Source organism: Nitratireductor sp. GISD-1A_MAKvit, from assembly GCF_040819555.1.
GTDB lineage: Bacteria > Pseudomonadota > Alphaproteobacteria > Rhizobiales > Rhizobiaceae > Nitratireductor.
The window spans coordinates 2,404,635-2,427,847 of sequence record NZ_CP161920.1; the positions used below are offsets into that span (position 1 = coordinate 2,404,635).

General features: G+C 61.4%; 16 protein-coding genes and 2 pseudogenes. 8 read left to right on the forward strand and 10 right to left on the reverse strand.

Annotation, left to right across the window (positions count from 1 at the left end):
* The first annotated feature begins 144 nt into the window (after positions 1 to 144).
* The 4 genes from AB2N04_RS12730 to dprA are packed head-to-tail and all read left to right on the forward strand — an operon-like array spanning position 145 to position 4,189.
* Complete coding sequence (locus AB2N04_RS12730; RefSeq protein ID WP_367714826.1) at positions 145 to 1,107, forward strand: aspartate carbamoyltransferase catalytic subunit; 963 nt, start codon at positions 145 to 147, stop codon at positions 1,105 to 1,107.
* On the forward strand, positions 1,104 to 2,390 hold the full coding sequence (locus AB2N04_RS12735) for a dihydroorotase (protein ID WP_367714827.1): 1,287 nt from the start codon (positions 1,104 to 1,106) through the stop codon (positions 2,388 to 2,390). Before AB2N04_RS12730 ends, AB2N04_RS12735 begins: the two co-directional genes overlap by 4 nt.
* Positions 2,391 to 2,420: 30 nt before the next feature.
* The gene (gene plsY, locus AB2N04_RS12740; protein ID WP_367714828.1) at positions 2,421 to 3,035 is read left to right on the forward strand and encodes a glycerol-3-phosphate 1-O-acyltransferase PlsY; all 615 of its coding nucleotides are present in this window, start codon (positions 2,421 to 2,423) and stop codon (positions 3,033 to 3,035) included.
* The gene (gene dprA / locus AB2N04_RS12745) at positions 3,032 to 4,189 is read left to right on the forward strand and encodes a DNA-processing protein DprA (RefSeq protein WP_367714829.1); all 1,158 of its coding nucleotides are present in this window, start codon (positions 3,032 to 3,034) and stop codon (positions 4,187 to 4,189) included. The genes plsY and dprA overlap by 4 nt, the downstream gene beginning before the upstream one ends.
* Positions 4,190 to 4,388: 199 nt before the next feature.
* Here the strand turns inward: dprA and AB2N04_RS12750 are convergent, their stop codons facing one another.
* Positions 4,389 to 4,580: a hypothetical protein gene (locus AB2N04_RS12750; RefSeq protein ID WP_367714830.1), complete on the reverse strand. Its 192-nt coding sequence runs from the start codon at positions 4,578 to 4,580 to the stop codon at positions 4,389 to 4,391.
* Positions 4,581 to 4,890: 310 nt separating this feature from the next.
* On the opposite strand from AB2N04_RS12750, the pseudogene topA reads away from it, so the two are divergent.
* The 4 genes and pseudogenes from topA (at position 4,891) to AB2N04_RS12770 (ending at position 11,077) form a co-directional block, all read left to right on the forward strand.
* A pseudogene (gene topA / locus AB2N04_RS12755) lies at positions 4,891 to 7,531 on the forward strand (type I DNA topoisomerase).
* A 16-nt stretch (positions 7,532 to 7,547) separates the two neighbouring features.
* Positions 7,548 to 9,860, forward strand: coding sequence for a ribonuclease R (gene rnr, locus AB2N04_RS12760; protein WP_367718806.1), 2,313 nt, complete (start codon positions 7,548 to 7,550; stop codon positions 9,858 to 9,860).
* Positions 9,860 to 10,306: a DUF983 domain-containing protein gene (locus tag AB2N04_RS12765; RefSeq protein ID WP_367714831.1), complete on the forward strand. Its 447-nt coding sequence runs from the start codon at positions 9,860 to 9,862 to the stop codon at positions 10,304 to 10,306. The genes rnr and AB2N04_RS12765 overlap by 1 nt, the downstream gene beginning before the upstream one ends.
* Before the next feature lie 30 nt (positions 10,307 to 10,336).
* Positions 10,337 to 11,077: an NUDIX hydrolase gene (locus AB2N04_RS12770; RefSeq protein ID WP_367718807.1), complete on the forward strand. Its 741-nt coding sequence runs from the start codon at positions 10,337 to 10,339 to the stop codon at positions 11,075 to 11,077.
* On the opposite strand, the gene AB2N04_RS12775 is transcribed toward AB2N04_RS12770, so the two are convergent.
* The 9 genes and pseudogenes from AB2N04_RS12775 to AB2N04_RS12815 all read right to left on the reverse strand — a co-directional run bounded on the left by AB2N04_RS12775 (position 11,074) and on the right by AB2N04_RS12815 (position 23,048).
* The gene (locus AB2N04_RS12775; RefSeq protein WP_367714832.1) at positions 11,074 to 11,895 is read right to left on the reverse strand and encodes a sulfite exporter TauE/SafE family protein; all 822 of its coding nucleotides are present in this window, start codon (positions 11,893 to 11,895) and stop codon (positions 11,074 to 11,076) included. The genes AB2N04_RS12770 and AB2N04_RS12775 overlap by 4 nt on opposite strands.
* 78 nt (positions 11,896 to 11,973) lie before the next feature.
* Complete coding sequence (gene dusA, locus AB2N04_RS12780) at positions 11,974 to 12,966, reverse strand: tRNA dihydrouridine(20/20a) synthase DusA (protein WP_367714833.1); 993 nt, start codon at positions 12,964 to 12,966, stop codon at positions 11,974 to 11,976.
* A gap of 89 nt (positions 12,967 to 13,055) precedes the next feature.
* Positions 13,056 to 14,282, reverse strand: a complete 1,227-nt coding sequence (locus tag AB2N04_RS12785) for an NAD(P)/FAD-dependent oxidoreductase (RefSeq protein ID WP_367718808.1) — start codon at positions 14,280 to 14,282, stop codon at positions 13,056 to 13,058.
* A gap of 181 nt (positions 14,283 to 14,463) precedes the next feature.
* Positions 14,464 to 16,117: pseudogene (locus AB2N04_RS12790) on the reverse strand (OFA family MFS transporter).
* 283 nt (positions 16,118 to 16,400) lie between these two features.
* A complete protein-coding gene (locus AB2N04_RS12795; protein WP_367714834.1) occupies positions 16,401 to 18,419 on the reverse strand; it encodes a cache domain-containing protein in 2,019 nt (672 codons plus the stop codon).
* Positions 18,412 to 19,812 carry a sigma-54-dependent transcriptional regulator gene (locus AB2N04_RS12800; protein ID WP_367714835.1) on the reverse strand — a complete coding sequence of 467 codons (1,401 nt, stop codon included), beginning with the start codon at positions 19,810 to 19,812 and terminating at the stop codon, positions 18,412 to 18,414. The genes AB2N04_RS12795 and AB2N04_RS12800 overlap by 8 nt, the downstream gene beginning before the upstream one ends.
* Positions 19,718 to 20,965 (reverse strand): ABC transporter substrate-binding protein, encoded by a 1,248-nt coding sequence (locus AB2N04_RS12805; RefSeq protein ID WP_367714836.1) that lies wholly within the window; start codon positions 20,963 to 20,965, stop codon positions 19,718 to 19,720. The genes AB2N04_RS12800 and AB2N04_RS12805 overlap by 95 nt, the downstream gene beginning before the upstream one ends.
* Positions 20,962 to 22,371: a sensor histidine kinase gene (locus AB2N04_RS12810; RefSeq protein WP_367714837.1), complete on the reverse strand. Its 1,410-nt coding sequence runs from the start codon at positions 22,369 to 22,371 to the stop codon at positions 20,962 to 20,964. Before AB2N04_RS12810 ends, AB2N04_RS12805 begins: the two co-directional genes overlap by 4 nt.
* Complete coding sequence (locus tag AB2N04_RS12815; protein WP_367714838.1) at positions 22,371 to 23,048, reverse strand: response regulator transcription factor; 678 nt, start codon at positions 23,046 to 23,048, stop codon at positions 22,371 to 22,373. Before AB2N04_RS12815 ends, AB2N04_RS12810 begins: the two co-directional genes overlap by 1 nt.
* Positions 23,049 to 23,213 lie beyond the last annotated feature (165 nt).

The window sequence follows — 23,213 nt, forward strand, 5'->3', positions numbered from 1 at the left end:
ATATTGGCAAACACACCTTGCCAATCCATGAAAGCGCAGGGGCACAGGAAACCACAAATCTGTTATTTGTGCCGGGTAAATGGGACCCGATCGATCATGCGTGCTTGCAGCGACCCCGGCACCGGCCTATAGCAGGCCCTTGAGATGACAAACGCCTCTTTCCCCCTTTATCCGCATCGCCACCTGCTTGGCATCAAGGGTCTTTCGCCCCTTGATATCGATATGCTGCTCGACAGGGCAGACGCAGCCGTTGCGATATCCAGGCAACAGGAAAAGAAATCAGCGGTTCTGCGTGGAAGAACCCAGATCAATCTCTTCTACGAAGCCTCGACACGCACCCAGTCCTCGTTCGAACTGGCAGGCAAGCGCCTTGGCGCCGATGTGATGAACATGGCGGTGGCAAGCTCCTCCACCAAGAAAGGAGAGACGCTGCTCGATACGGCGATCACGCTGAACGCCATGCGCCCCGACATTCTCGTGATACGCCATGCCTCGGCCGGCGCGGCAGCACTGCTTGCCCAGAAGGTTTCCTGCTCGGTGGTCAATGCAGGCGACGGCGCGCACGAGCACCCCACCCAGGCACTTCTCGATGCACTGACCATCCGCCGGGCCAAGGGCCGGATCGGCGGTTTGACGGTGGCCATCTGCGGTGACGTGCTGCATTCACGGGTTGCCCGCTCGAACATCGTTCTTTTGAACGCCATGGGCGCACGGGTCCGTGTGGTTGCCCCCTCCACTCTCCTGCCCACGGGCATAGAACAGATGGGTGTCGAACCGTTTACGCGGATGGAGGACGGGCTGGAAGGAGCGGACATCGTCATGATGCTTCGCCTGCAGCGCGAGCGCATGGCCGGTTCCCTGATACCCTCGGTGCGGGAATATTTCCGGCATTTCGGCCTCGATGCCGAAAAGCTGAAGGCGGCCAAAGAAGACGCGCTGGTCATGCATCCGGGGCCCATGAACCGGGGCGTGGAGATCGCCTCGGAGATTGCCGACGGCTCACGAAGCCTCATTCAGGAACAGGTTGAGATGGGCGTTGCCGTGCGCATGGCCGTGATGGAAGCGCTGTTGGATCCCCGCCGAAGCTCCGAGGGAGACGCGACATGAGCACGACCGTGTTTCAGAACGCGCGCGTCGTCGACCCTTCGCGGGGCATCGATGAAAATGGCACCGTCATCGTGGCGAACGGCGTGATTTCGGCTGCCGGGGCAGATGCGCTCAACCAGGGCGTTCCCGAAGAGGCGAGCATCGTGGACTGCCAGGGGCACGCCATTCTGCCGGGGCTTGTGGATTCGCGTGTCTTCATCGGTGAGCCCGGCGGAGAACACCGCGAAACAATTGCATCCGCCAGCCGGGCCGCGGCAGCGGGTGGGGTTACCTCCATCATCATGATGCCCGACACCACGCCCGTTATCGATGACGTGGCGCTGGTGGAGTTCGTCAAGCGAACAGCGCGCGAGACAGCAACGGTGAACATCTTTCCTGCCGCTTCCGTTACCAGGGGCTTTGCAGGCAGGGAACTCTCCGAGTTCGGCCTGCTTCAGGAGGCGGGCGCGGTAATGCTGACCGAGGGGCGTTCCACGATCGCAAGCTCCCTGGTGATGCGCCGTGCGCTCACCTATGCACGCGATCTGGGCATTCCGATCGCCCATGAAACGCAGGATCCGCATCTTGCAGCCTCAGGCGTGATGAATGAGGGGCTTTTTGCAAGCTGGCTCGGTCTGCCGGGCATCCCGCGGGAAGCGGAGACGATTCCGCTCGTGCGCGACCTCATGCTCGCGGGGCTGACCCGGGGACGCTATCACGCCGCAAAAATTTCCACGGCCATGTCGGCGACAGCCGTTGCGCGCGCCAAGACGGAAGGTGCAGATGTAAGCGCCGGCGTCTCCATCAATCACCTCACGCTCAACGAAAACGACATTGGCGATTATCGCACGTTTTTCCGGCTTTCTCCGCCGCTGCGCACGGAAGAAGACCGGCTTGCCATGGTTGAAGCACTCAAGACCGGAGCGATCGACATCATCGTTTCGTCGCACGACCCGCAGGATGTGGACACAAAACGCCTGCCCTTTGCCGAAGCGGAAGCCGGTGCAATCGGGCTCGAAACGCTTCTGGCGGCGGCGCTGCGCCTCTATCACAATGGCGATCTGCCGCTTTTGCGGCTCGTGGAGTGTCTGTCCACCGCGCCAGCGAAACTGTTCAACCTGCCCGCAGGCTCGTTGAAGCCCGGTTCTCCGGCAGACCTCGTTCTGGTCGATCTTGACGCTCCATGGATCGTACGTGAAGCCGATATCCGTTCGCTGTCGAAAAACACGTGCTTTGAAGGCGCGCGCATGCAGGGTGTGGTCTTGCAAACAATGGTTGCAGGCCGCACAGTGTTCGCCGCCTGAATGAACACATAAACAAAGGGGGGAAGCCAGATGCCGGATGCAGCCAGTTGGCAGTTAGCGCTGCCCTATCTCGTGGCCGCCCTGCTTTTCGGCTATCTGCTCGGTTCGATCCCGTTTGGCCTGATCATCACACGCCTTGCAGGGCTTGGTGATGTCCGAAAGATCGGGTCGGGCAATATCGGCGCGACCAATGTTTTACGCACCGGCAACAAGAAACTTGCGGCGCTCACCCTTCTGGGCGATGCCTTGAAAGGCACCGTCGCCGTTCTCATCGCCGGGCTTTACGGGCGCGATATGGCAACTGCCGCCGGGCTTGGCGCATTCCTTGGCCATCTTTATCCGGTCTGGCTCCGCTTTCGCGGCGGGAAAGGGGTTGCCACCTATCTCGGCGTTCTTGTCGCGATTGCCTGGCCGGGAGCGCTGATTTTCGCCGCGGTCTGGCTCGCGGTCGCATTCATCACGCGGTATTCTTCCTTGTCTGCGCTCGTGGCTGCCATCGCGGTTCCCACCGGGCTTTTTCTTCTCGATCATTCGCAGGCCGCCTGGCTTTTCGTTCTGATGAGCCTGATCGTGTTCATCAAACACCGGGCAAACATCAGCCGGCTGATGTCTGGTACCGAAACCCGGATCGGGGGCAAGGGGTGAACGCCCCGCAGCAAGGTGCCCAGCTTAGTGACCGGCAGCGCCTTGCCTGGCTTCAGCTTCTGCGCAGCGACAATGTCGGGCCGGCGACCTTTCGCCAGCTCGTCAATCATTTCGGCTCGGCGGAAGCCGCGCTCGAAATGCTGCCAGAGCTTGCCGCGCGCGGCGGCGCCAAGGGGCGCATTGTCATCGCCTCACGCGACGATGCGGAGCACGAAATGGAGTTTGCCCGGCGCTTCGGAGCCCGTTTTGTTGCCGTTGGGGAAGCCGACTACCCTCCCCTCATGCGCCGCATGGATCAGCCACCACCCCTGCTTGCGGTCACGGGCAATCCAACCGTGGCCCATCGCCCCACCATTGCCCTGGTTGGTGCGCGCAACGCCTCCATCACCGGCACCAAAATTGCACGAAAGCTGGCGTCAGCCCTCGGGGCAGCGGGCTTTGCCGTCGCGTCGGGACTGGCAAGGGGCATCGACGCTGCGGCCCATCACGGCAGTCTTGAAACCGGCACGATCGCGGCACTGGCAGGCGGGCTCGACAAGCCCTATCCGCCTGAAAACAAGGCATTGTTCGACGCGATATGCGATCGCGGGCTCGTGATGAGCGAAATGCCCTTCGGCTGGATTCCGCGGGCACGGGATTTCCCGCGCCGCAACAGGCTTGTCGCTGGTGCGGCCATGGGGCTCGTCGTGATAGAAGCGGCAAAACGATCCGGCTCCCTGATCAGCGCGAGGCTTGCAGCCGAGATGGGCCGGCTCGTTTTCGCCGTTCCCGGCTCCCCCTTCGACCCGCGGGCCGGTGGAACCAATGGTCTTTTGAAGGACGGCGCGATCCTCGTCACCGATGCCGATGACATCGCCTCTCAGATCGCTCCTTTGCTTGACAGGCCACCACCCGCGCCGGAGCATCTGGAGGAACCGCCTCTATCAGCGTCCGCGCCGCCACCAAGCGACAGTGACCGAACACTCATCGTCAATGCGCTGGGGCCGACACCCGTGCTTATCGACGAGATCATCCGGCACACCGGGCTTCATGCAGCCCAGGTGCTGACCGTTCTGCTTGAGCTCGATCTTGCCGGCCGCCTTGAAAGACATCCCGGCAATGCCGTGTCTCTTGTCTCGGCACAGGATCAGGAACCGGGTTCGCTGTTCTCCTGAACATGACAGGCTGTGCCCTGCCCCGTCAGGCGAGCGCACCGATTCACGTCGATCGTATTTGCAACGGCAATTCTGCCGTCTGCGACTGCTCCGGCTATTGCAGCCTTGAAATCGTTCGGTCTGTTTTTCCCTGCAGAGAGAAGACGGTGTCCACAGCGCGGAAGGCAGAGTTGGCGAGGCTGCGCGGCCGGTGAGACCACTAGCCCAGTCTGCGTTTTTCCAGAATTTGGGGTTCCATCCGCACGACGTCGCTGGCCTCGATATAGGCCATCTCGATCATGTAGGCGAGCATGTCGTAGCGTTCCAGCCGTGCCATCGTTCGCAATTGTCCGAGCATCGACTGGATATAGTCGATCGTATCGGTTGGTCTCCTTCCACGATATCTGCCCATCCGCAATCGCTCCCTTCCAGTGCGCGACACCCCTGTTGTGTTGCCCCGTTATGCTCCCCGAAGTGCTCCCCGTTTCGTCCGCATCCCCAGCGTGTCTCCATTAAGGACCCAGATGCAGTATAGCGCGCCTTATAAACAAATAAACACTTCATTTACGATAAACGTACACCTATCCACAGAAGTTTGGTGACGGTTGAAATTCCCATTAGGCCTTGACCGCACGGCAAAGCACAGCCATGTGACGAGGCTGGATTCGTTCAAATGCGGGGCGCCCGATCAGCCAGGCGCCTGCGAGGAAATCTTAAAGCTCATGGATCTCGTCATCGTCGAGTCGCCGGCCAAGGCGAAAACAATCAACAAATATCTGGGCTCGAACTACAAGGTTCTCGCCTCGTTCGGCCATGTGCGCGATCTTCCCGCCAAGGATGGATCGGTGCGCCCGGATGAAGACTTCGCCATGTCGTGGAGCGTGGACAGCCCGTCTTCCAAGCGCCTGAGCGAAATCGCCAAGGCGGTCAGGGAAGCCGACAGTTTGATTCTCGCCACCGACCCCGACCGCGAGGGTGAGGCGATTTCCTGGCATGTGCTGGAAGTGTTGCGGCAGAAAAAAGCGTTGAAGGACAAGCCGGTTCGCCGCGTTGTCTTCAATGCCATCACCAAGAAAGCCGTGCTTGAAGCGCTGGCCAATCCACGTGATGTCGATGCGCCGCTGGTGGATGCCTATCTTGCGCGCCGTGCGCTCGACTATCTGGTTGGCTTCACGCTTTCGCCTGTCCTTTGGCGCAAACTGCCCGGCGCTCGCTCGGCGGGGCCGCGTGCAGTCGGTGGCGCTGCGCCTCGTCTGTGACCGGGAAGCAGAGATCGAGCGCTTCATCCGCGAGGATTACTGGCAGATTGCCGCAAAGCTTGCCACGCCACGGCAGGAGCATTTTGAGGCACGTCTGACGACCGTCGACGGCAAGAAGCTGCAGAAGCTCGATATCAAGAGCCAGGAACAGGCCGACGATATCAAGGCGATGCTTGAAGGCGCCGCCTTCAGGACCGTTTCGGTGGAGGCGAAGCCCACGCGGCGCAATCCTGCCCCGCCCTTCACGACCTCGACCCTGCAGCAGGCAGCTTCCTCGCGTCTGGGATTTGGTGCCTCGCGCACCATGCAGGTGGCACAGCGTCTTTACGAGGGCATCGACATCGGCGGCGAGACGGCCGGTCTGATCACCTATATGCGTACCGATGGCGTTCAGATGGCGCCCGAGGCACTCGACCAGGCCCGCAAGGCGATCGGCACCGAGTTCGGCGAGCGCTATCTGCCCGAAAAACCGCGTTTTTATTCGGTTAAGGCCAAGAATGCGCAGGAAGCGCACGAAGCGATCCGCCCGACCGATTTTTCCCGCACCCCGGATCAGGTGCGCCGTTATCTCGATGCGGATCAGGCGCGCCTTTATGAAATAATCTGGAAGCGGGCCATTGCCAGCCAGATGCAGCCGGCCGAGATCGAGCGCACCACGGTCGAGATCATTGCCGAAAACGGCTCGCGCAATGCCGGCCTGCGGGCCGTGGGTTCGGTGATCCGCTTTGAAGGGTTTCTTGCCGCCTACGCCATCGAGAAGGACGAGAACGCCGAGGATGAGGAAAGCCGCCGCCTGCCCCTCATCAACGAGGGTGAGGTTCAGACGCGTGAATCGATCGAAGCAACCAAACACACGACCGAACCGCCGCCGCGCTATTCCGAAGCCTCGCTGATCAAGAAAATGGAAGAGCTGGGCATCGGTCGTCCCTCCACCTATGCGGCCACGCTCAAGACGCTTGAGGACCGTGACTATGTCACCATCGAGAAGCGCAGGCTCATGCCGCAGGCGAAAGGACGCCTCGTCACCGCCTTCCTGGAAAGCTTTTTCGAGCGCTATGTTGAATATGATTTCACGGCCGATCTCGAAGAGAAACTCGACAGGATCTCCGATGGCCAGCTTTCATGGAAAGAGGTCCTGCGTGATTTCTGGCAGGATTTCTCCGGCCATGTGGACGAGATCAAGGAACTGCGCGTCACGAATGTTCTCGATGCGCTGAACGAGGAACTGGCCCCGCTCGCATTCCCCGCAAAGGAGGACGGCAGCGACCCGCGCGCCTGTCCGCGCTGCGGCACCGGCCAGCTGTCACTCAAGCTCGGGCGCCACGGCGCATTCGTCGGCTGCTCCAATTATCCCGAATGCGGCTTTACCCGCCAGTTCGGTGAGGCTGGAAATGGCGAGAATGGCGAAAACGGGCTCGACGGCGACAAGGTGCTCGGCAAGGACCCGCACACGGAAGAAGAGATCACGCTGCGTTCGGGCCGGTTCGGTCCCTATGTCCAGCGCGGAGAAGGCAAGGAAGCAAAGCGCGCTGGCCTGCCGAAGGGCTGGGCGCCCGATTCCATCGATATCGAGAAGGCGCTGGCGCTTCTGGCGCTGCCCCGCGATGTCGGCCAGCATCCCGAGACCGGCAAGATGATCTCCGCAGGCATCGGGCGCTATGGGCCCTTCCTTTTGCACGACGGGTCATATGCCAACCTGGAAAGCGTTGAAGACGTGTTCTCCATCGGCCTCAACCGTGCGGTGACCGTGATTGCGGAGAAAAAGGCCAAGGGCGGGCGCGGACGCTCCACGCCGGCGGCTCTCAAGGAGCTTGGTGATCATCCCGACGAGGGTGGCAAGATCACCGTCCGGGACGGACGCTACGGCCCCTATGTCAATCACGGCAAGATCAATGCGACACTCCCCAAGGGCAAGGACCCGATGGATGTGACGCTTGAGGAAGCCGTGGAGCTGATCGCTGCCAAAGCGGCCAAGGGCGGCAAGAAAAAGCCGGCCGCGAAAAAGAAGGCACCTGCCAAGAAGGCGACAACGGCAAAGAAGGCGACGACAGCAAAGAAGACAGCCGCGGCGAAGAAGAAGACCGCAGCTAAGAAAGAGGAATAACGCCTTGGCGCGCAGCATCTCCGGCAAGTCGAAATCGAAGGGCCGGTCCGCCGGAAAGAAAGCGGACAAAGCGACATCCGGATCGGTCTTGCCCAGCCGTGACGACGTGCTGCGCTTCATCAAGGAAAATCCCGACCGCACATCAAAACGCGACATTGCCAAGGCTTTCGGCCTCAAGGGCGGCGACCGCATCTGGCTGAAGGACATCTTGCGCGAGCTTCAGGATGAAGGGCTTCTGAAGAAAACGCGCAAGCGCCTTCTGCGCCCCGGTGCGCTGCCGCATGTGGTTGTGCTCGATATCTTTTCGCGCGATGCCGCCGGCGCGCTTCTGGCGCGGCCTGCCGAACGCGAGGACCAGGATGAGGGCGAAGGCCCCCTGCCCCTCGTTGAAATCCGCAGCCAGAAAGGCGGCAAGCCCGCCGGCATCGGTGACCGCGTTCTGGCCCGCGTTTTTCCCACCGAAAACAACGAGGGCCCGGCCTATACGGGCCGCGTGATGAAGGTCTTCGAAAAGCGCCGGCAGAGCGTTCTGGGCGTCATCCGCAAGTCGGGGGATGGTGGTTTTCGCATCGAGCCGGTCGAGCGCACTCAACGCGAGCTCACCATCGATGACAGCGACCTGAACGATGCGCAGGACGGCGATCTGGTCGAGATCGAACCGCTCTCCGGCGGGCGCTATGGCCCGGCGCGTGGCAAGGTGATCTCGGTCATCGGCTCACTTTCCAGCGAAAAGGCGGTCTCGATGATCGCCATTCACGCCCATGAAATCCCGCACATCTTCCCCGACGGAGTGATCGCCGAGGCGGAGGCTGCGAAGCCTGCCACGCTTTCAGGCCGGGAAGACTGGCGCGACATGCCGCTCATCACAATCGATCCGGCCGATGCAAAGGACCATGACGACGCGGTCATGGCAGAGCCGGACCCCGACGAGAAAAACCCCGGCGGTTTCATCGCCACTGTCGCCATCGCCGATGTCGCGCATTATGTGCGCCAGGGTTCCGCACTTGACCGCGAGGCCGTCAAACGCGGCAATTCCGTCTATTTCCCGGACCGTGTCGTTCCAATGCTGCCCGAGCGCATTTCGAATGATCTGTGCTCGCTGCGCGAAGGCGAGCCGCGCCCCGCACTTGCCGTGCGCATGCGTTTTTCGGCTTCTGGCCGCAAGGTTGGTCACAGCTTTCACCGCGTGATCATGCGTTCTGCGGCAAAACTGTCCTACCAGCAGGCCCAGAACGCCATAAACGGCGAACCGGACGACAAATCCGGGCCGCTGCTCGACCCGATCTTGAAACCACTATGGGAAGCCTATGCGGTTTTGAAACGCGGGCGCGACGACCGTCAGCCGCTGGAACTCGATCTGCCCGAGCGCAAAATTCTACTGAAAGAGGACGGCACCGTGGATCGCGTTGTCGTTCCACCCCGTCTTGATGCGCACAAACTGATCGAAGAGTTCATGGTGCAGGCCAATGTGGCGGCTGCCGAAACGCTGGAGGCAAAGCGTCAGGCACTGGTCTACCGCGTCCACGATGCCCCCTCGCTCGCCAAGCAGGAATCCCTGCGCGAATTCCTGCGCACCTTCGAGATTTCGCTGGCGCGCGGCGCACAGCTCAAGCCGGCGCAATTCAACGCCATTCTCGCCCGTGTGCGCGACAGCGAGCACGAGCAACTCGTCAACGAGGTCGTGCTCCGCTCGCAGAGCCAGGCAGTCTATGCGCCCGAGAATCTCGGCCATTTCGGCCTCAACCTGCGGCGTTATGCGCATTTCACCTCGCCGATCCGCCGCTATGCTGACCTGATCGTTCATCGCGCCCTCATCGCGGCTCTCGGTCTTGGAAAGGATGGGCTGACAAAGGACGAGGAAGCACGGCTCGAAGAGACTGCAGCGTTGATTTCGGCGACGGAACGCCGCGCCATGGCCGCCGAGCGCGACACGGTTGACCGGCTTGTTGCAGAACATCTTTCAGGCCGTCTCGGTGAGGAATTCGATGCCCGCATTTCCGGCGTGGCCAAGGCGGGACTATTTGTCCAGTTGCCGCAATATGGTGCCGATGGTTTTGTGCCTGTCTCCACACTGGGAGACGAGTACTATATCTATGACGAGGCACGGCATGCCATGGTGGGCGAGCGCAGCGGGCGCGGCTTTCAGCTTGGCGACAGCGTGTCGGTGCGGCTTGTCGAGATCGCCCCCCTTGCTGGCGCGATGCGTTTTGAAATGTTGAGCAAGCCCGAGAAACTGCCGGGATCGATGCAATCCTTCCACAAGGCAAAGGGTCGCTCCGGGCGCGGTTCCGGCAAAAGCCGCCGCGCTTCGCAGGGCAGGAGACGATGATGGAAGAACAGGTTTACGGCGGCGCTGCAGCGCAAAAGAAGCCCGAACGCCCGCTCTGGGAGGCGATGAAGCGCGGTTTTCTGGGCCGCTGCCCCAATTGCGGAGAGGGAAAGCTCTTTCGTGCTTACCTCAAAACGGCCGACCAGTGCACCGAATGCGGCGAGGAGTTCCATCATCATCGCGCAGATGATCTTCCGGCCTATCTGGTGATCTTCATCGTCGGTCATGTCGTCGTCGGTGCTTTCATGGGAATGGAGGCGTTCACCGACTGGCCAGGCTGGGTGCATCTTTCGATCTGGGTGCCCATCACGCTGATCATGTCGCTTGCCCTGATTGGCCCCATAAAGGGCTCAATTGTTGGTTTGCAGTGGGCCTACTACATGCACGGCTTTGGCGAAGAGGACGAACCGGCCGACACGCACCCGGAACTGGGAAAGCATTCGTAGGAGGTGGCCATGAGCGAGCGTCCCAACCGCATGGATGGGCTCGACAGGGCTGCGGTCGACCGTGCGGAAGCAAAGGATTTCTCGCTCGGCGGAAAACCCATGCGGCCACGCGATGCGGCAACTCTCATCCTGCTTGACCGCAGCGGTGACGAGGTGCGCGTCCTGATGGGGCGTCGCCATCGCAAACACGCTTTCATGCCCGGCCGCTTCGTGTTTCCTGGCGGACGGACAGATCCTGCAGACGGTCGCATACCGGTTGCCGCCGGCCTCCATCCCGAAGAGGAACGCCGGCTGATCGGAACCGGTTCGCGTGCGACACCGGCGCGGGCACGCGCGGTCGCCATGTCGGCGATCCGCGAGACCTATGAGGAAGCCGGACTGCTGATTGGCGAGAAAGGTCCCTTCTCAACCACGGCAAAAGACTGGCAGGGGTTTGCCGACAACGGTGTGCGTCCTTCGCTATCTGGTCTGCGCTACATCGCCCGCGCAATCACGCCGCCGGGCCGTGTGCGCCGCTTCGACACCCGGTTTCTGGCCGCATGGCGCGATGATGTCGCGGTGGAACTGCCGGATGGCGGCCCGACCCACGAGCTGGAAGAGCTCATGTGGCTCCCCATCCCCCGGGCCAGGGAAACCGAGGTTCCGCTGATCACCCGCACGATACTGGACGATCTGGAGCAGCGCCTCGGCAGCGATCCGGAGCTCAGACCCGGCGCGCCCGTGCCGTTCTATTCCATGCGCTACAACCGCTTTGAGCGGAAGTTGATCTAAAGCAGGCTCCAGCCGAAACGCGCGGCAACCAGAAGCAGGAAAATGCCGAATGCCGTTTCAAGCTTTCTCTTGTCGAGTGCATGGGCAATCCGAACACCAAACGGTGCAACCACCAGCGTGATCGGGATGATGAGAAAAACAGCAATCCAGTTCACATAACCGGTGGAGGCAATCGGCAGAAGCGGCTCGCCCCAACCGGCCCATACATAGCCGAAAAGGCCCGGAATCGAGATCAGCACACCGACGCCCGACGAGGTCGCCACGGCCTGGTGCATCGGTCGGTTGAAAAGCGTCATGAAGGTGTTGTTCAGCACGCCGCCACCAATCCCCATCAATGTGGACAGAAAACCGATCAGTGTTCCAACAAGCGAACGTGCGGGATTGGCAGGAAGCTCGGTCCCCACACGCCAGGTCTCGCGGTTGAAAAGAAGCCTGACGCCGACCAGGCAGGCTATCATCGCGAAAATCGCCCTCAGCCCTTCGCTGGACACATAGGCTGCCACGAGCGTTGCCAGAACAACCCCCAGGGGAACGGCGATAACGAAACTCCGCAGCAGTTCCATATCCACTGCCCCACGCAGATAATGCGCGCGGAAGGACCGCAGCGAGGTCGGCACGATGATGGCAAGCGAGGTGCCGACGGAAAGGTGCATGCGCACGGCCTCGTCCACACCAACGAGCCCGAAGACCTGATAGAAGACCGGGACGAGGATCGCACCGCCGCCAATACCGAAGAGGCCGGCAAGGACGCCTGCCACGACACCAGCCGCAGCCAACGCGCCCGCAAACATGGCGATTTCCCCCATCGGCAGGTTCATGGTGCCCCCTCTCCAGCCCGGTGATGCGTGGCTAGCGCCGTTGCGCGGCAAAAGCAATCGCCAACGATGAATTTCGCTTCAGGCCGCGCTGCGCCTCGTGCTGAGATCGACAGCGGCAAACGCCTCGCGCAGAACATCCGGGTCCGCTCCGGGTTTTGTTGCCTGGCTGGAGAGGATCTGCCGATAGCGCCGTGCTCCGTCAAATCCATGGAACAGGCCAATCATGTGCCGTGTGACATGCGACAGTCGCCCGCCGTCTTCAATATGCCGTTGCGCGTATGCGGCCATTGCCTCGATCAGTGCGCTATGATCAACCGGCTGTGGCTCGCCGCCATCCACAAGAGCATCGACACCGGCCAGTACCTCTGGATTCTGGTATGCAGCGCGCCCAAGCATGACGCCGTCCACCCGTTCAAGATGCCGGCGCGCCTCATCAAGGCAGAGAATCCCACCATTGATGCCGATGAACCTGTCTGGATTGGCCTGTTTGAGACGATAGACACGATCATAGTCGAGGGGCGGGATTTCCCGGTTTTCCTTAGGGCTCAACCCCTGCAGCCAGGCTTTGCGGGCATGGACCCACAGCGCGTCGGCTCCTGCCGACCAGGCCGCGTCCGCCAGCGCATCAAGGGCTGGTTCAATGTCCTGTTCGTCCACACCGATCCGGCATTTCACCGTGACCGGCACCGAAACACGCGCCTTCATGGCTGCGACGCCGGCGGCAACCACATCCGGCGTCTTCATCAGACAGGCGCCAAAAGTTCCCGACTGGACCCGGTCCGAGGGGCAGCCAACATTGAGATTGATCTCATCATAACCGAAGCCGGCGCCAATCTCGGCAGCCCGCGCCAGTTTTTCCGGATCCGAGCCCCCAAGCTGAAGGGCCACCGGATGTTCGCTTTGATCAAAGCCGAGCAAGCGCTCGCGATCGCCGTGAATGGCCGCATCGGCAACGATCATCTCGGTATAGAGAAGCGCCCTGCCCGTGAGCTGACGGTGGAAATAGCGGCAGTGCCGGTCCGTCCAGTCGATCATCGGGGCGACGGCGAATTTGTGGTCGTAAGGTGCCATGGGTCCGGTTTGGGAAAAAACGTTCTCGTTTGCAAGATCACTGTTAAAATGTGTCGTTGTCGGATCACCGTGCACCCGCACGGGAGCGCTCATTGGCTGGCCGCCATCGCGGCCTTCAGCGCCGCCGGTCCTTCCAGAACCGTCTCCACGGGCGGAGAAAACCCCGCCGCCAGCATCCGTCGCGCCATCATGTGTTCGCCCGGGCGATTGACGGTCTCCACGGCGACAAGCCGCTCGCCGGAATAGAGATATACGCCAAATGCGGCGCTGTGGGGATCGCCTGCAATCACCTCGCGATCCGCGTCAAGCGAAAGGCCTGCCATCTGCAGCTTGCGCTCGCCCTGATCGGACCAGAACCATGGAACCGCGTCGTAAAATGCCTCTTTTCCAAGCATTGCCTTTGCCGCGATGCGCGCTTGGTCCGTGGCGTTCTGGACCGATTCAAGGCGCAGCACACGCTCCGGGGAAAGGTATCTGAAGGAGACACAGTCTCCGATCGCATAAATGTCTTCAAGGCTTGTGCGGCAGGAAGCATCCACATGGATACCGTTGTCGCAGACAAGGCCCGCTTTTTCGGCCAGTTCGGTCTCTGGCAACGCGCCAATGCCCACCAGCACCAGATCGGCATCAAGCTCCTGACCGTCCGAAGTGAGCACGCTCCGGAGTTTGCCTTCCTCGCTCCTGAGTTCGGCAACCCCGCAACCCGTCGATATTCCAACGCCCAGGCTCTCGTGATAGGCGTGCAGATGTCTGGCAATGGTGGGGCTCACGGCCCGCCCCAATATGCGCTCTGCCGCTTCCACCACGTCAACGCGCCTGCCAGCCATGGCAGCCGTCGCCGCCACTTCGAGGCCGATGAAACCACCACCAATCACGACCAGTTTCTGCGCTGTGGCCAGTGCATCGCGCAGCCGGGCGGCATCGGCGCAATCGCGCAGGTAAAAAACACCGGCAAGGTCCGCTCCGGGCACCGCCAGCCGGCGCGGCTTTGCTCCGGTGGCAAGCAGGAGCTTGCTCCAGTGGAGCTGGCTGCCATCGTCCAGCGTCAGCGTGTGGGGGCGTGGTTTCACGCTGGTCACCCGCCGCCCCTTCAGGAGCTCGATTTTCTGCGTGTCGTAAAATGCCTGCGCGCGTAGCATCTGCGGTTGTGCATCGGCGGCTTTCAAAAACGCCTTGGAAAGCGGTGGCTTGTGATAGGGCAGTTCGGGATCGCCCGATATCAGCGTCAGCCGCCCCTCATACCCTTCTTCGCGAAGGCTTGCAGCGGCCTGGACACCGGCATGCCCCGCTCCGATAATGATGATGTGTTCGTTCAGGGCCCCGGCTCCGGTCTGTCGTGTCTGAAAACTCTCGGCTTGGACATAGAGAGCGTTGGGCTGATGGGCAAGCCCGCCATCACATCACTATCGGTTAGCGCGAACCGGTCCTTTCCGGCAGAACGGGAACTCTGCCCTCCGGCGGGGCTCATGCCGGAAGGCAGCGCTGCAACAACCCCGTCTAGAACAGGGCCGCGGTCTTCTGCAGCGTTATCCAGATCCCCCAGAGAATGGGAATACCGACGACAGCCCAGGCGGCAAGCGCCTTGCCATCGAACCCGCCCTTGCCGATTCCGAACGATCCGGTGGGGGCCGGCATCGGCGGCTGCCGATTTCGCCTGAAGTTTCGCGACTTCTTCATCCGACATGTACCATTTGTCGGAAAGAGGCTTGACCAGCATGTTGCAGATCAGCCCGAGAAGAAGCATTCCGGCCAGGATGTACATGGTGAAGTCGTAGACCTGCTCGCGCGGAATGCCTGCATTGATCTGCGCTTCACGAATGTAGTTCACCACGACCGGACCAATGATGCCGGCCGTCGCCCATGCGGTCAGCAGCCTGCCGTGAATGGCGCCCACGAACTGGGTCCCGAAAATATCGGCCAGATAGGCCGGAACCGTTGAGAATCCGCCGCCATACATGGACAGGATGATCCCGAACATCAAAACGAAGAGCACCTGGCTGCCCATATGGGCGGCTGAGGGTGCCAGCGCATAGAGCACGATACCGATCAGAAAAAAGGCGTAATAGGTGTTCTTGCGCCCGATCTTGTCGGAAAGCGAGGCCCAGAAGAAACGCCCACCGATGTTGAACAGTGACAACAGGCCGGCGAAACCGGCGGCAATGGCGGCGATGGCCGACTTCTGGGATGCATCGAGCTCGTTGAACGAAAGGTCCGGCAGTCCGATCAGGCGGCCGCCGAAAATCTCCTGCAACATGGGCGAAGCCATGCCGATCACGCCAATGCCGGCCGAAACGTTGAGGGTGAGCACGGCCCAGATCAGCCAGAACTGTTTTGTCCTGTGTGCATCCCGCAAATGGACATGACGCGAGGTTATCATGGATTTGGCGCTTTTGGCCGGTGGTGTCCAGCCTTCCGGCCGCCAGCCTGCCGGGGGAATACGATATCCAAAGGCACCGCCCATCATGAAGATGAAGTAGATCGCCGCCATGACCAGAAATGTCTGCCAGACCCCCACCGAATCCGCCGTCTTGAACATGGTCATCAACATGTCCGCCAGAGGCGCGCCGATCATGGCGCCGCCGCCAAAGCCCATAATCGCCATCCCTGTGGCCATGCCGCGGCGATCGGGGAACCATTTGATCAGCGTCGAGACGGGCGAAATATAGCCAAGGCCGAGACCGATGCCGCCGATCACGCCCGCCCCTAGCCACATCAGCCAGAGCTGGTGCATCATCACGCCGAGCGCGGCAATGGCGATGCCGCCACACCAACAGATCGCCGCGACGACACCCGCCTTGCGCGGTCCTGCCCGCTCAAGCCAACCGCCCCACATGGCCGCGGCCGAACCAAGCAACACGAAAAACAGCGTATAGATCCACCCGAGATCCGAAACACGCCAGTCGCACTGCGTGGTAAACAGCGCGCCGACGAGCGTCATGTCTTCGCACACCACGCTTTGCGAGATGCCGATGGCCTGCGTCAATGGCAGCCAGAACACGCTGAAACCATAGGCCATACCAATGCACAGATGGATGGCCAGAGCTGCCGGCGGTACGAGCCAGCGGTTAAAGCCCGGCCGGGCGATGATCCTCTCCCTGTCGAGAATTCCTCCGGCGGGCGCGCCAGTCAATGCTTCACTTGCTGCGGACATAAGTCTCCTCCTGCCACCGAAACGATCCGGTAGCCGTCCTGCTGGTTACATGTTCGAAATCTCCCGCCCGCAAGTGCCCCTGCCTGACGCATCGGGCACGCTCCCCGGGACGGGATCTTGTGATTGAAATCGTCCTCCTCTTGCAATCACCTTAATGAATGCAATGACCGTGCCAGCCGGCACGCGGTAACGATTTCAGATGCTTATCGATTGAAAGCCTGCTTCTATGGACAAAATGTCCATAGTCATCGGACAATTTGTCCATTCCGGTCGAAAAGCCGGCTCAGCTCGCCTCGGGCAGCCAGATCGTGAAGCGTGTGCCTTTGCCAGCTTCACTTTCGGCGGTGATCTTTCCGCCCTGGCGCGAAACCAGTGTCTGGCTGATCGAAAGGCCGAGCCCCGTCCCTTCCTGCCGCTTGGTCGTGAAGAAGGGATCGAACACGCGGGCAAGCATTTCGGGCGTCATGCCAACGCCCGTATCGGCCACCTCGATGACGACCCCGGCCTGACCGTCCAGGTCGCGGTCATGGCTGCGCAGCGAAAGCGTGCCGCCATCCGACATGGCATGGATCGCGTTCACGATCAGGTTGACCAGAACCTGCTGCAGCTCCGTCCGGTTCATCAGGACCAGCCGGCTGGCACCATCTTCGCGCTCTACGGATATCTCGCTCTTGTTGAGCAGATGCTGGACCAGCGGCAGCGTGTCGGAGATGACATCGCCAGGCGCATGGCGCGCCAGAAAGCCCGCATATTCCTCCGGCCGGGCAAACTGGAGGAGCTTGGTGACAATCTGGCTGATGCGGTGAATCTGTTCATCAAGCAGGCGAAACTCGGTGCGCGCCTCCTCCGCCCGCTCTCCCATAACCTGCCGGACAACTTCGAGATTGCCCTGCATCACCGCGATTGGATTGTTGATCTCGTGTGCCACACCCGCCGTGATCTCACCGATCGCTGCCAGTTTCTCCGATACGATCAACTGTCGTGTTGTGGCCTCGAGCTGCCGGTTAGCGAGACGCAGCTCGCGCGTCCGCTCCTCAACGCGCGCGTTCAGTTCCTCGTTCCACGCCCGCAACTGCCGATCGCGCTCCTGCAACTGCTCCAGAAGCAGGTCCAGATGCTGCGCAACACGGCCGATTTCATCATCCACGCCGCGAATTCCGGTTCGCGCTCCAAGATCCCCTCCCTCGACCTCGGAAATCGTTCCGGCCATGCGTTCCAGCGGTTTGAAGATTGATCGGGCCCAGCGCAGAAACAGCGGCACACTCAGCGCGGTGATCGCCAGGAAGGCGCCCGCAATGGTCACAAGCGTGGTGTATTTCGCTTCGGTGAAGGGCGCTTCCAGAAACCCGACATACAGCATCCCGACACGTTCGCCATAAGTGTCGGTAATCGGTTCGTAGGCCGAGATGTACCAGTCGTTGACGACGAAAGCGCTATCCAGCCAGACGCGCCCCTGCCCCAGAACGGCGGAGCGGACGATGCTCGACACGCGGGTTCCCAGCGCACGGCGCCCCTCGAAGAGCCGTACATTCGTGCTGATGCGCACATCGTCCAGAAACAGCGTAGCGGTTCCCTGACTGCCCTCCGGCAGGCTTGCCTCCCGATAAACAAGGTCGTTGATCGTATCGATGAAAACCAGATTTCGGTTCAGCAGGTTTCCGCCAACCAGCGCGGCAGGCCTTCCATCGGCAAGGGTTACCGGCGTTGCGGAATGAACGATCATACCGCGGGTTTCGTCGGCCCGGTCGGTGGGAACGGCATTGGCCGTGGGAACAAGTTCGACCCGCGCGCGCTCAGCCATTGCCGGCGCGAACGCGGCGAGTTCGCTCGCCGAAAAAATGTCTATTCCGGTGGCCGGGGCCCCCGACATCGCTTTCTGGATGATGGGCCAGTCACGGCGCGGTCTGCCGGTGAGGTTCGGTGCCGAGGCCAGAATCGCCCCATCCCGTGGAACAAGGAAGAGAAAATCCAGCTCCAGCGCCCGGCGGTGGCTCTCCAGCAGATCGGCCAACCCGGTTCCGTCGGCATTGAGCGTGTCGCGAAAGCGTGCGGATGCGCCCAGCGCCGCAATCCGCTCACCGGTGTTTTCCAGCAGCCTGGCAAAATACTGGTGTGCGATGGTCAGATCGCCATTGACCTTGGAGATGAGCGCGGCATCGAACTTCGTGTTCCAACGATAGACCGCCACACCCAGAAGCAGTGGAAGAATCACGAGCGTCGGCAACAGGGCAATCACCAGCAGGCGAAAGCGGACCGAGCGTCCCTGCCCCCCGAGCCTGCCCGTTTCTAATCGATCAGACATTCCAGGCCGCGCATTTGCGGTCGATGGTCTTGCGGGAAATGCCGAGCTGGCGCGCGGCTGCCTCGCGATCTCCGCCCATTTTGTTGAGGACCGACAGAATGTGCCGGCGCTCAATGTCGGCAAGGCTTTCCCCGCCGCCCCCTTTTCCTGGCATACCGGGGCTGCCACCGCCGAAATCGTCGGGGAAGCGACCGAGAATGAGCGTGCGTTCGATGAGGTTGCGCAACTCGCGCACATTGCCCGGCCAGTCATATGCGGCGAGCGCAGCGCGCGCTTCCTGTCCGATCGGCACTCTTGGCATGCCAAGCTGTAGCGAAAGCTTGGACATGAACAGATCGGCCAGTTCCTGCACGTCGTCGCCACGATCCCTGAGCGGTGGCAGGTGGATCTGCATCACGTTGATCCGGAAAAAGAGGTCGGAGCGAAATTCTCCGGTCTCAACCATTCTGTTGAGATCGGCATTGGTCGCGAAGACGAAACGCAGGTCGACCGGAATTTCGCGCTCCGAGCCCACCGGTCTGATCCGTCGGTCTTCGAGAACCCGCAACAGCTTGCTTTGCGTGGCAAGGGGCAACTCACCGATCTCATCGAGAAACAGTGTCCCTCCCTGGGCGTGCATGAACAGTCCCTCGCGAGCCGATTCTGCTCCCGTAAACGCTCCCTTGAGATGGCCAAACAGTTCGGTCTCGATCATGTCGGGCGGAATCGCCGCGCAATTGACCGGAACGAAGGGCTTTTCTGCCCGCTCCGAAAGGGAGTGGAGGGAGCGCGCCGCGACTTCCTTGCCCGTACCCGACTGGCCCGTCAGAAGCACCGATGTCGGCAGCGGCGCAACGCGTGCAATCGTCTCTCGCACATCGCTGATTGCCCCCGACCCGCCGATCAGCTTGTCACGCAGGAGCACATGTTCGGAGGTGGATCGGAGTTCATAGCGCAGAACGTAGTTCTCGCGCTGAAGCCGCATCTGATCGAGGCACCGTGCCACGGCGTTCAATAGCTGGTTTGAACGGAACGGTTTCAGGATGAAATCCACCGCCCCGGCTCTCAGCGCCTGTATCGCCGTCTCCAGATCCGCATAGGCGGTCATCAGTATGGCATTAGAGAAAAAGCCAATCGCGCGCTGTTCGGCCAGCCAGTCGACCCCGTTCTTGCCGGGCATGATGTTGTCGAGGATCACCACGTCATAATGATTGGCATCGAGCTTGCGCGAGGCTTCCTGCGTGTCGGCGGCTTCGTCGAAACGTTTGCAGCGCGGCCCAAGCGTGCGCATGAGAAAATTGCGCATTCCCGGTTCGTCATCAATGACGAGGATCGATGCCTGGGCCAGCCAGGGCCCGAACTCCGGATCCGCCGTCATGTCGCGCCGCGCTGTTGCCGCCTGTCCGCCTGCCATGTCTTCTGCACCTCCCCCGTGTCGCGGCATGATTAGACAAGGCGGAAGGGAAAGCAAATAGCCGACTGGCTACTGTGCTCCGCCGGCACGAAACGAGTTCTGCCATTGTTCGAGAAATGCCCTGCGCTTGGCCCTGTCCAGCCCGACCAGCAGCGCGGGAGAAAGCTCGATCGGACGGAATGCGGCCTCTTCGGCCGATGGGGCCGGCACCGGTATCGATGGCGTTCAGTCTCTCCGGCCCGCTGATCGACGACATCAGGTGCGATGGTCCCGAAAGGAGCTCCTGCCCCGATTTGCTCAATGCAAAGGCGATGAGCGCATTTGCTGCCCGCTTGTTGCGGGCGTGGCGTGAGACGAATGCTGCACGCGGAAGCGCGAGCGTGTAATCGGAGGGGAACACGATACCGATCCTCGGATCGTCCTTCTGGCGCGCAAGCGCGTAGGATCCAAGCACATTGTAACCCAGCACCAGCTCGCCATTGCGAACCCCGTCGATCACCTCGGAGCTGCAGCAATAAAGCCGTGCGCGGTTCTGACCGAGGCTTTCCAGCAACCGCCCCCAGGTTGAAGCCTGTGCGGCATCCTCGAACGCGAAAATGTAGCCCACGCCCGAGCTTTCGATATCGTAGGTGCCGATACGTCCGCGAAAACGCTCCGTCTGGCGCAGGAGATCGACCAGTTCGAAGCGGTTTCGCGGCACTTCATCCGGGTCGAGCCCCTGCCGGTCGTAAACGATGACGGCGGGTTCGAAGGTGAGTCCGACCAGCTCGTTGCGCCAGGAAGCCCAGTCGTGCAGTGCCGCAGGCAGGGCAAACTGAAAGGGCTCCGAACACCCGTCATTCACCAGCCGCACCTGCTCGGGAAGCGCCGAGGAAATCACCGTATCGGCGAAAAACCGCTCTTCCTGACATGCCTCGTTCGTGGCTGCGTAGAGGTCGAGACTTGTCATCTGACGGTAAATGATCGTGGTGGCGGGATTTGCCGTCTGGAACGCCCTGATCAGCGGCTCGATATGCACGAGGTCCGTCACACTGCCTATGACAAGCTGCTCGATCTCTCCGGCGGGTGCTTCGAAAACCGTGTCGGTGTTCTGCGCCATGGAGGGCGACACGAGGGCCAGAACGGCAACCAGAATGGCCGCAAAGCTTCTCATTTGCGGTCTCCTGCCTCATCGGCCAACGGCAGGACAAGACTGATCGAAAACATGCCATCGCCTCCTTCAAGTGCAATGCGGCCGTGATGAAATTCGGCCACTTCGCGAACTATCGCCAGGCCCAGCCCCGCACTTTCGGGCTTGTTGGGATTGATCGCGAACCGACGACCGATCTCTGCCGGGTCACTCGCCACAACGCCCTCCCCATGGTCGGAAACGACGATCTGCGCCCGACCGGCGGCACCTGAAACGGCCACGCCCACCGGTGGCTTGCCATGTGCAAGGGCATTGTTGAGCAGGTTTTTCACCGCCTCGCGCAGGCTGAATGCATCGCCGCGCACCATGACCGGTTCTTCCGGAAGATCCAGCCGGATGCGCGATTTTCGTCCCCCTGCCAACTGGCCGAATTCGCGTTCCGCATCAACGGCAATGCGGCGCAGGTCCAGTGGCTCAAGTGGGGCCGTATCGGCACGGTGGGTGACGAGGGCGTGGCTCAAAAGCTGGTCCGTCAGACGGTTGAGTCCGATGGCGCGGCTGCGTATGCGCCGGTGCAGCGTCTTGAGGCGCTGCGGATCGTCTTCATCGAGCGCGAGTTCGCTATGCGCCCTTAGCGCCGTGATCGAGGTCCGGATCTGGTGTGCAGAATCCGCCACATAGTCCTGCATGGCGCGTACACGCCGGTCGAGCCGGCCCATGAACCGGTTGATGGCCGCCACAAGTGCCGACACCTCATCGGGCGCATGCATGGAAAATGGAGAAAGATCGAGCGGATCGCGCTCCAGAATTGCGGTCTGAATGCGCTCCAGCGGGCGCATGGCGTAGCGCATCGCAATCAGGGCCAGAATAAGGATTGCAAGGCCCGCGCCCGCGATCACGGCAACGGCCTGTGTCGCCATGCTGCGCGCCAGTTGCTCGCGGCTGTCGGTCGTGTGCGCCACGATGATGTGTATGTCGCCGCTGACTGCTCGCTCGGCCAGTCTGCGCAGCATGGCAAGTGCCCGCACCCGTTCGCCCCGGAACTCAACCTCATAGGTATGGCCAGCCTCCGGGATCGTGTCTGCCTTCGGCAACGGGAAGTCCTCATATCCGGTGAGTGTCGTCCCATCGGGCTGTGCGACGCGGTAGAACACGCGCTCATCCTTCGCAAGCGACAGAAGCTCAAATGCCGATACGGGAATGTCGACGCGAACCTCGCCTTCAATGACGAAAATGCGCTCCGCGATCTGAAGTGCCGCCCCCTGAAGCAGGCGGTCGAACGCTTCGTTGGCCGCCTGCCGGCCATAACCATAGGCTGCGTAGATGGTGGCGGCCACAGCCAGGGTGAGCACCAGGGTAAGCGATATCGTCAGGCGATAGGCGATCGAGAGACTGCGGCCGCGCAGGGCCTGGCGGGCGGGAGCTGCCATCAGGCCTCCGGCTCCGTCGTGACGGCCTGGTATCCAAGGCCGCGCAGTGTCCGGATCTCAAGGCCAGAACCCTCGATCTTGCGTCTCAGGCGTCCGACGTAAAGTTCAACCGCATTGGGATTGCGCTGTTCGTCATGACCGAACAGCCGTGTCAGAAGATCCTCTTTTTCCAGCACCCGGTCGCGATTGGTCAGAAAGATTTCCAGAAGCGTCTGTTCGCGCCGCGTCAGTTCACAGGGCTCTCCATCGATCAGCACGCGCCGGGCGGCCATGTCGAAGGTGAGCCTGCCGACCGACAATGTGCGGTCGGCATCGCCACTGCGCCTGCGAATGATGGCGCGCATGCGTGCCTCCAGTTCGCCCAGATCGAACGGCTTGATCATGTAGTCGTCAGCCCCCAGGTCCAGCGCGTCGATCTTGTCGTTAACCGCAAGTCGGGCGGTCAGGACCAGAACCGGCACGCGGTTTCCGGCCGCGCGAAGCTGCTTCAAAAACGCTATGCCCGAACCATCCGGCAGGTTGATGTCCAGGACGATCAGGTCGTGTTGCGCCATGGCAACGAAATGCTCTGCATCCTCCAGTGTTTCGGCGCGATCGCTCACATGACCGGCCTTTTCCAGCCGCCGTTCAATGGCTTCCGCGACATCGCGCGTATCTTCGACAATGAGGAAATGCATTTTTCCGGACAATGACAGCTTGTTGACAGGGTCACCCTATAGGCTCTCCCGCGTCATGAGAACAATCTCCTGACATACCGTTTCGTCCGCAGGGAGGACGGCGGTGGTGAAAAGTATGAGAAAGGTCCTGCCATTTCATGGCCGAACCGCTCAGGAGGAGGAATA

Excerpts from the sequence above, each read along its gene's own strand:
- AB2N04_RS12730 (WP_367714826.1), top strand. The coding sequence starts at position 145 with ATGACAAACGCCTCTTTCCCCCTTTATCCGCATCGCCACCTGCTTGGC.
- AB2N04_RS12735 (WP_367714827.1), top strand. The coding sequence starts at position 1,104 with ATGAGCACGACCGTGTTTCAGAACGCGCGCGTCGTCGACCCTTCGCGG.
- plsY (WP_367714828.1), top strand. The coding sequence starts at position 2,421 with ATGCCGGATGCAGCCAGTTGGCAGTTAGCGCTGCCCTATCTCGTGGCC.
- AB2N04_RS12750 (WP_367714830.1), bottom strand. The coding sequence starts at position 4,580 with ATGGGCAGATATCGTGGAAGGAGACCAACCGATACGATCGACTATATC.
- AB2N04_RS12765 (WP_367714831.1), top strand. The coding sequence starts at position 9,860 with ATGGAAGAACAGGTTTACGGCGGCGCTGCAGCGCAAAAGAAGCCCGAA.
- AB2N04_RS12770 (WP_367718807.1), top strand. The coding sequence starts at position 10,337 with ATGGATGGGCTCGACAGGGCTGCGGTCGACCGTGCGGAAGCAAAGGAT.
- AB2N04_RS12775 (WP_367714832.1), bottom strand. The coding sequence starts at position 11,895 with ATGAACCTGCCGATGGGGGAAATCGCCATGTTTGCGGGCGCGTTGGCT.
- dusA (WP_367714833.1), bottom strand. The coding sequence starts at position 12,966 with ATGGCACCTTACGACCACAAATTCGCCGTCGCCCCGATGATCGACTGG.
- AB2N04_RS12795 (WP_367714834.1), bottom strand. The coding sequence starts at position 18,419 with ATGTCTGATCGATTAGAAACGGGCAGGCTCGGGGGGCAGGGACGCTCG.
- AB2N04_RS12800 (WP_367714835.1), bottom strand. The coding sequence starts at position 19,812 with ATGGCAGGCGGACAGGCGGCAACAGCGCGGCGCGACATGACGGCGGAT.
- AB2N04_RS12805 (WP_367714836.1), bottom strand. The coding sequence starts at position 20,965 with ATGAGAAGCTTTGCGGCCATTCTGGTTGCCGTTCTGGCCCTCGTGTCG.
- AB2N04_RS12810 (WP_367714837.1), bottom strand. The coding sequence starts at position 22,371 with ATGGCAGCTCCCGCCCGCCAGGCCCTGCGCGGCCGCAGTCTCTCGATC.
- AB2N04_RS12815 (WP_367714838.1), bottom strand. The coding sequence starts at position 23,048 with ATGCATTTCCTCATTGTCGAAGATACGCGCGATGTCGCGGAAGCCATT.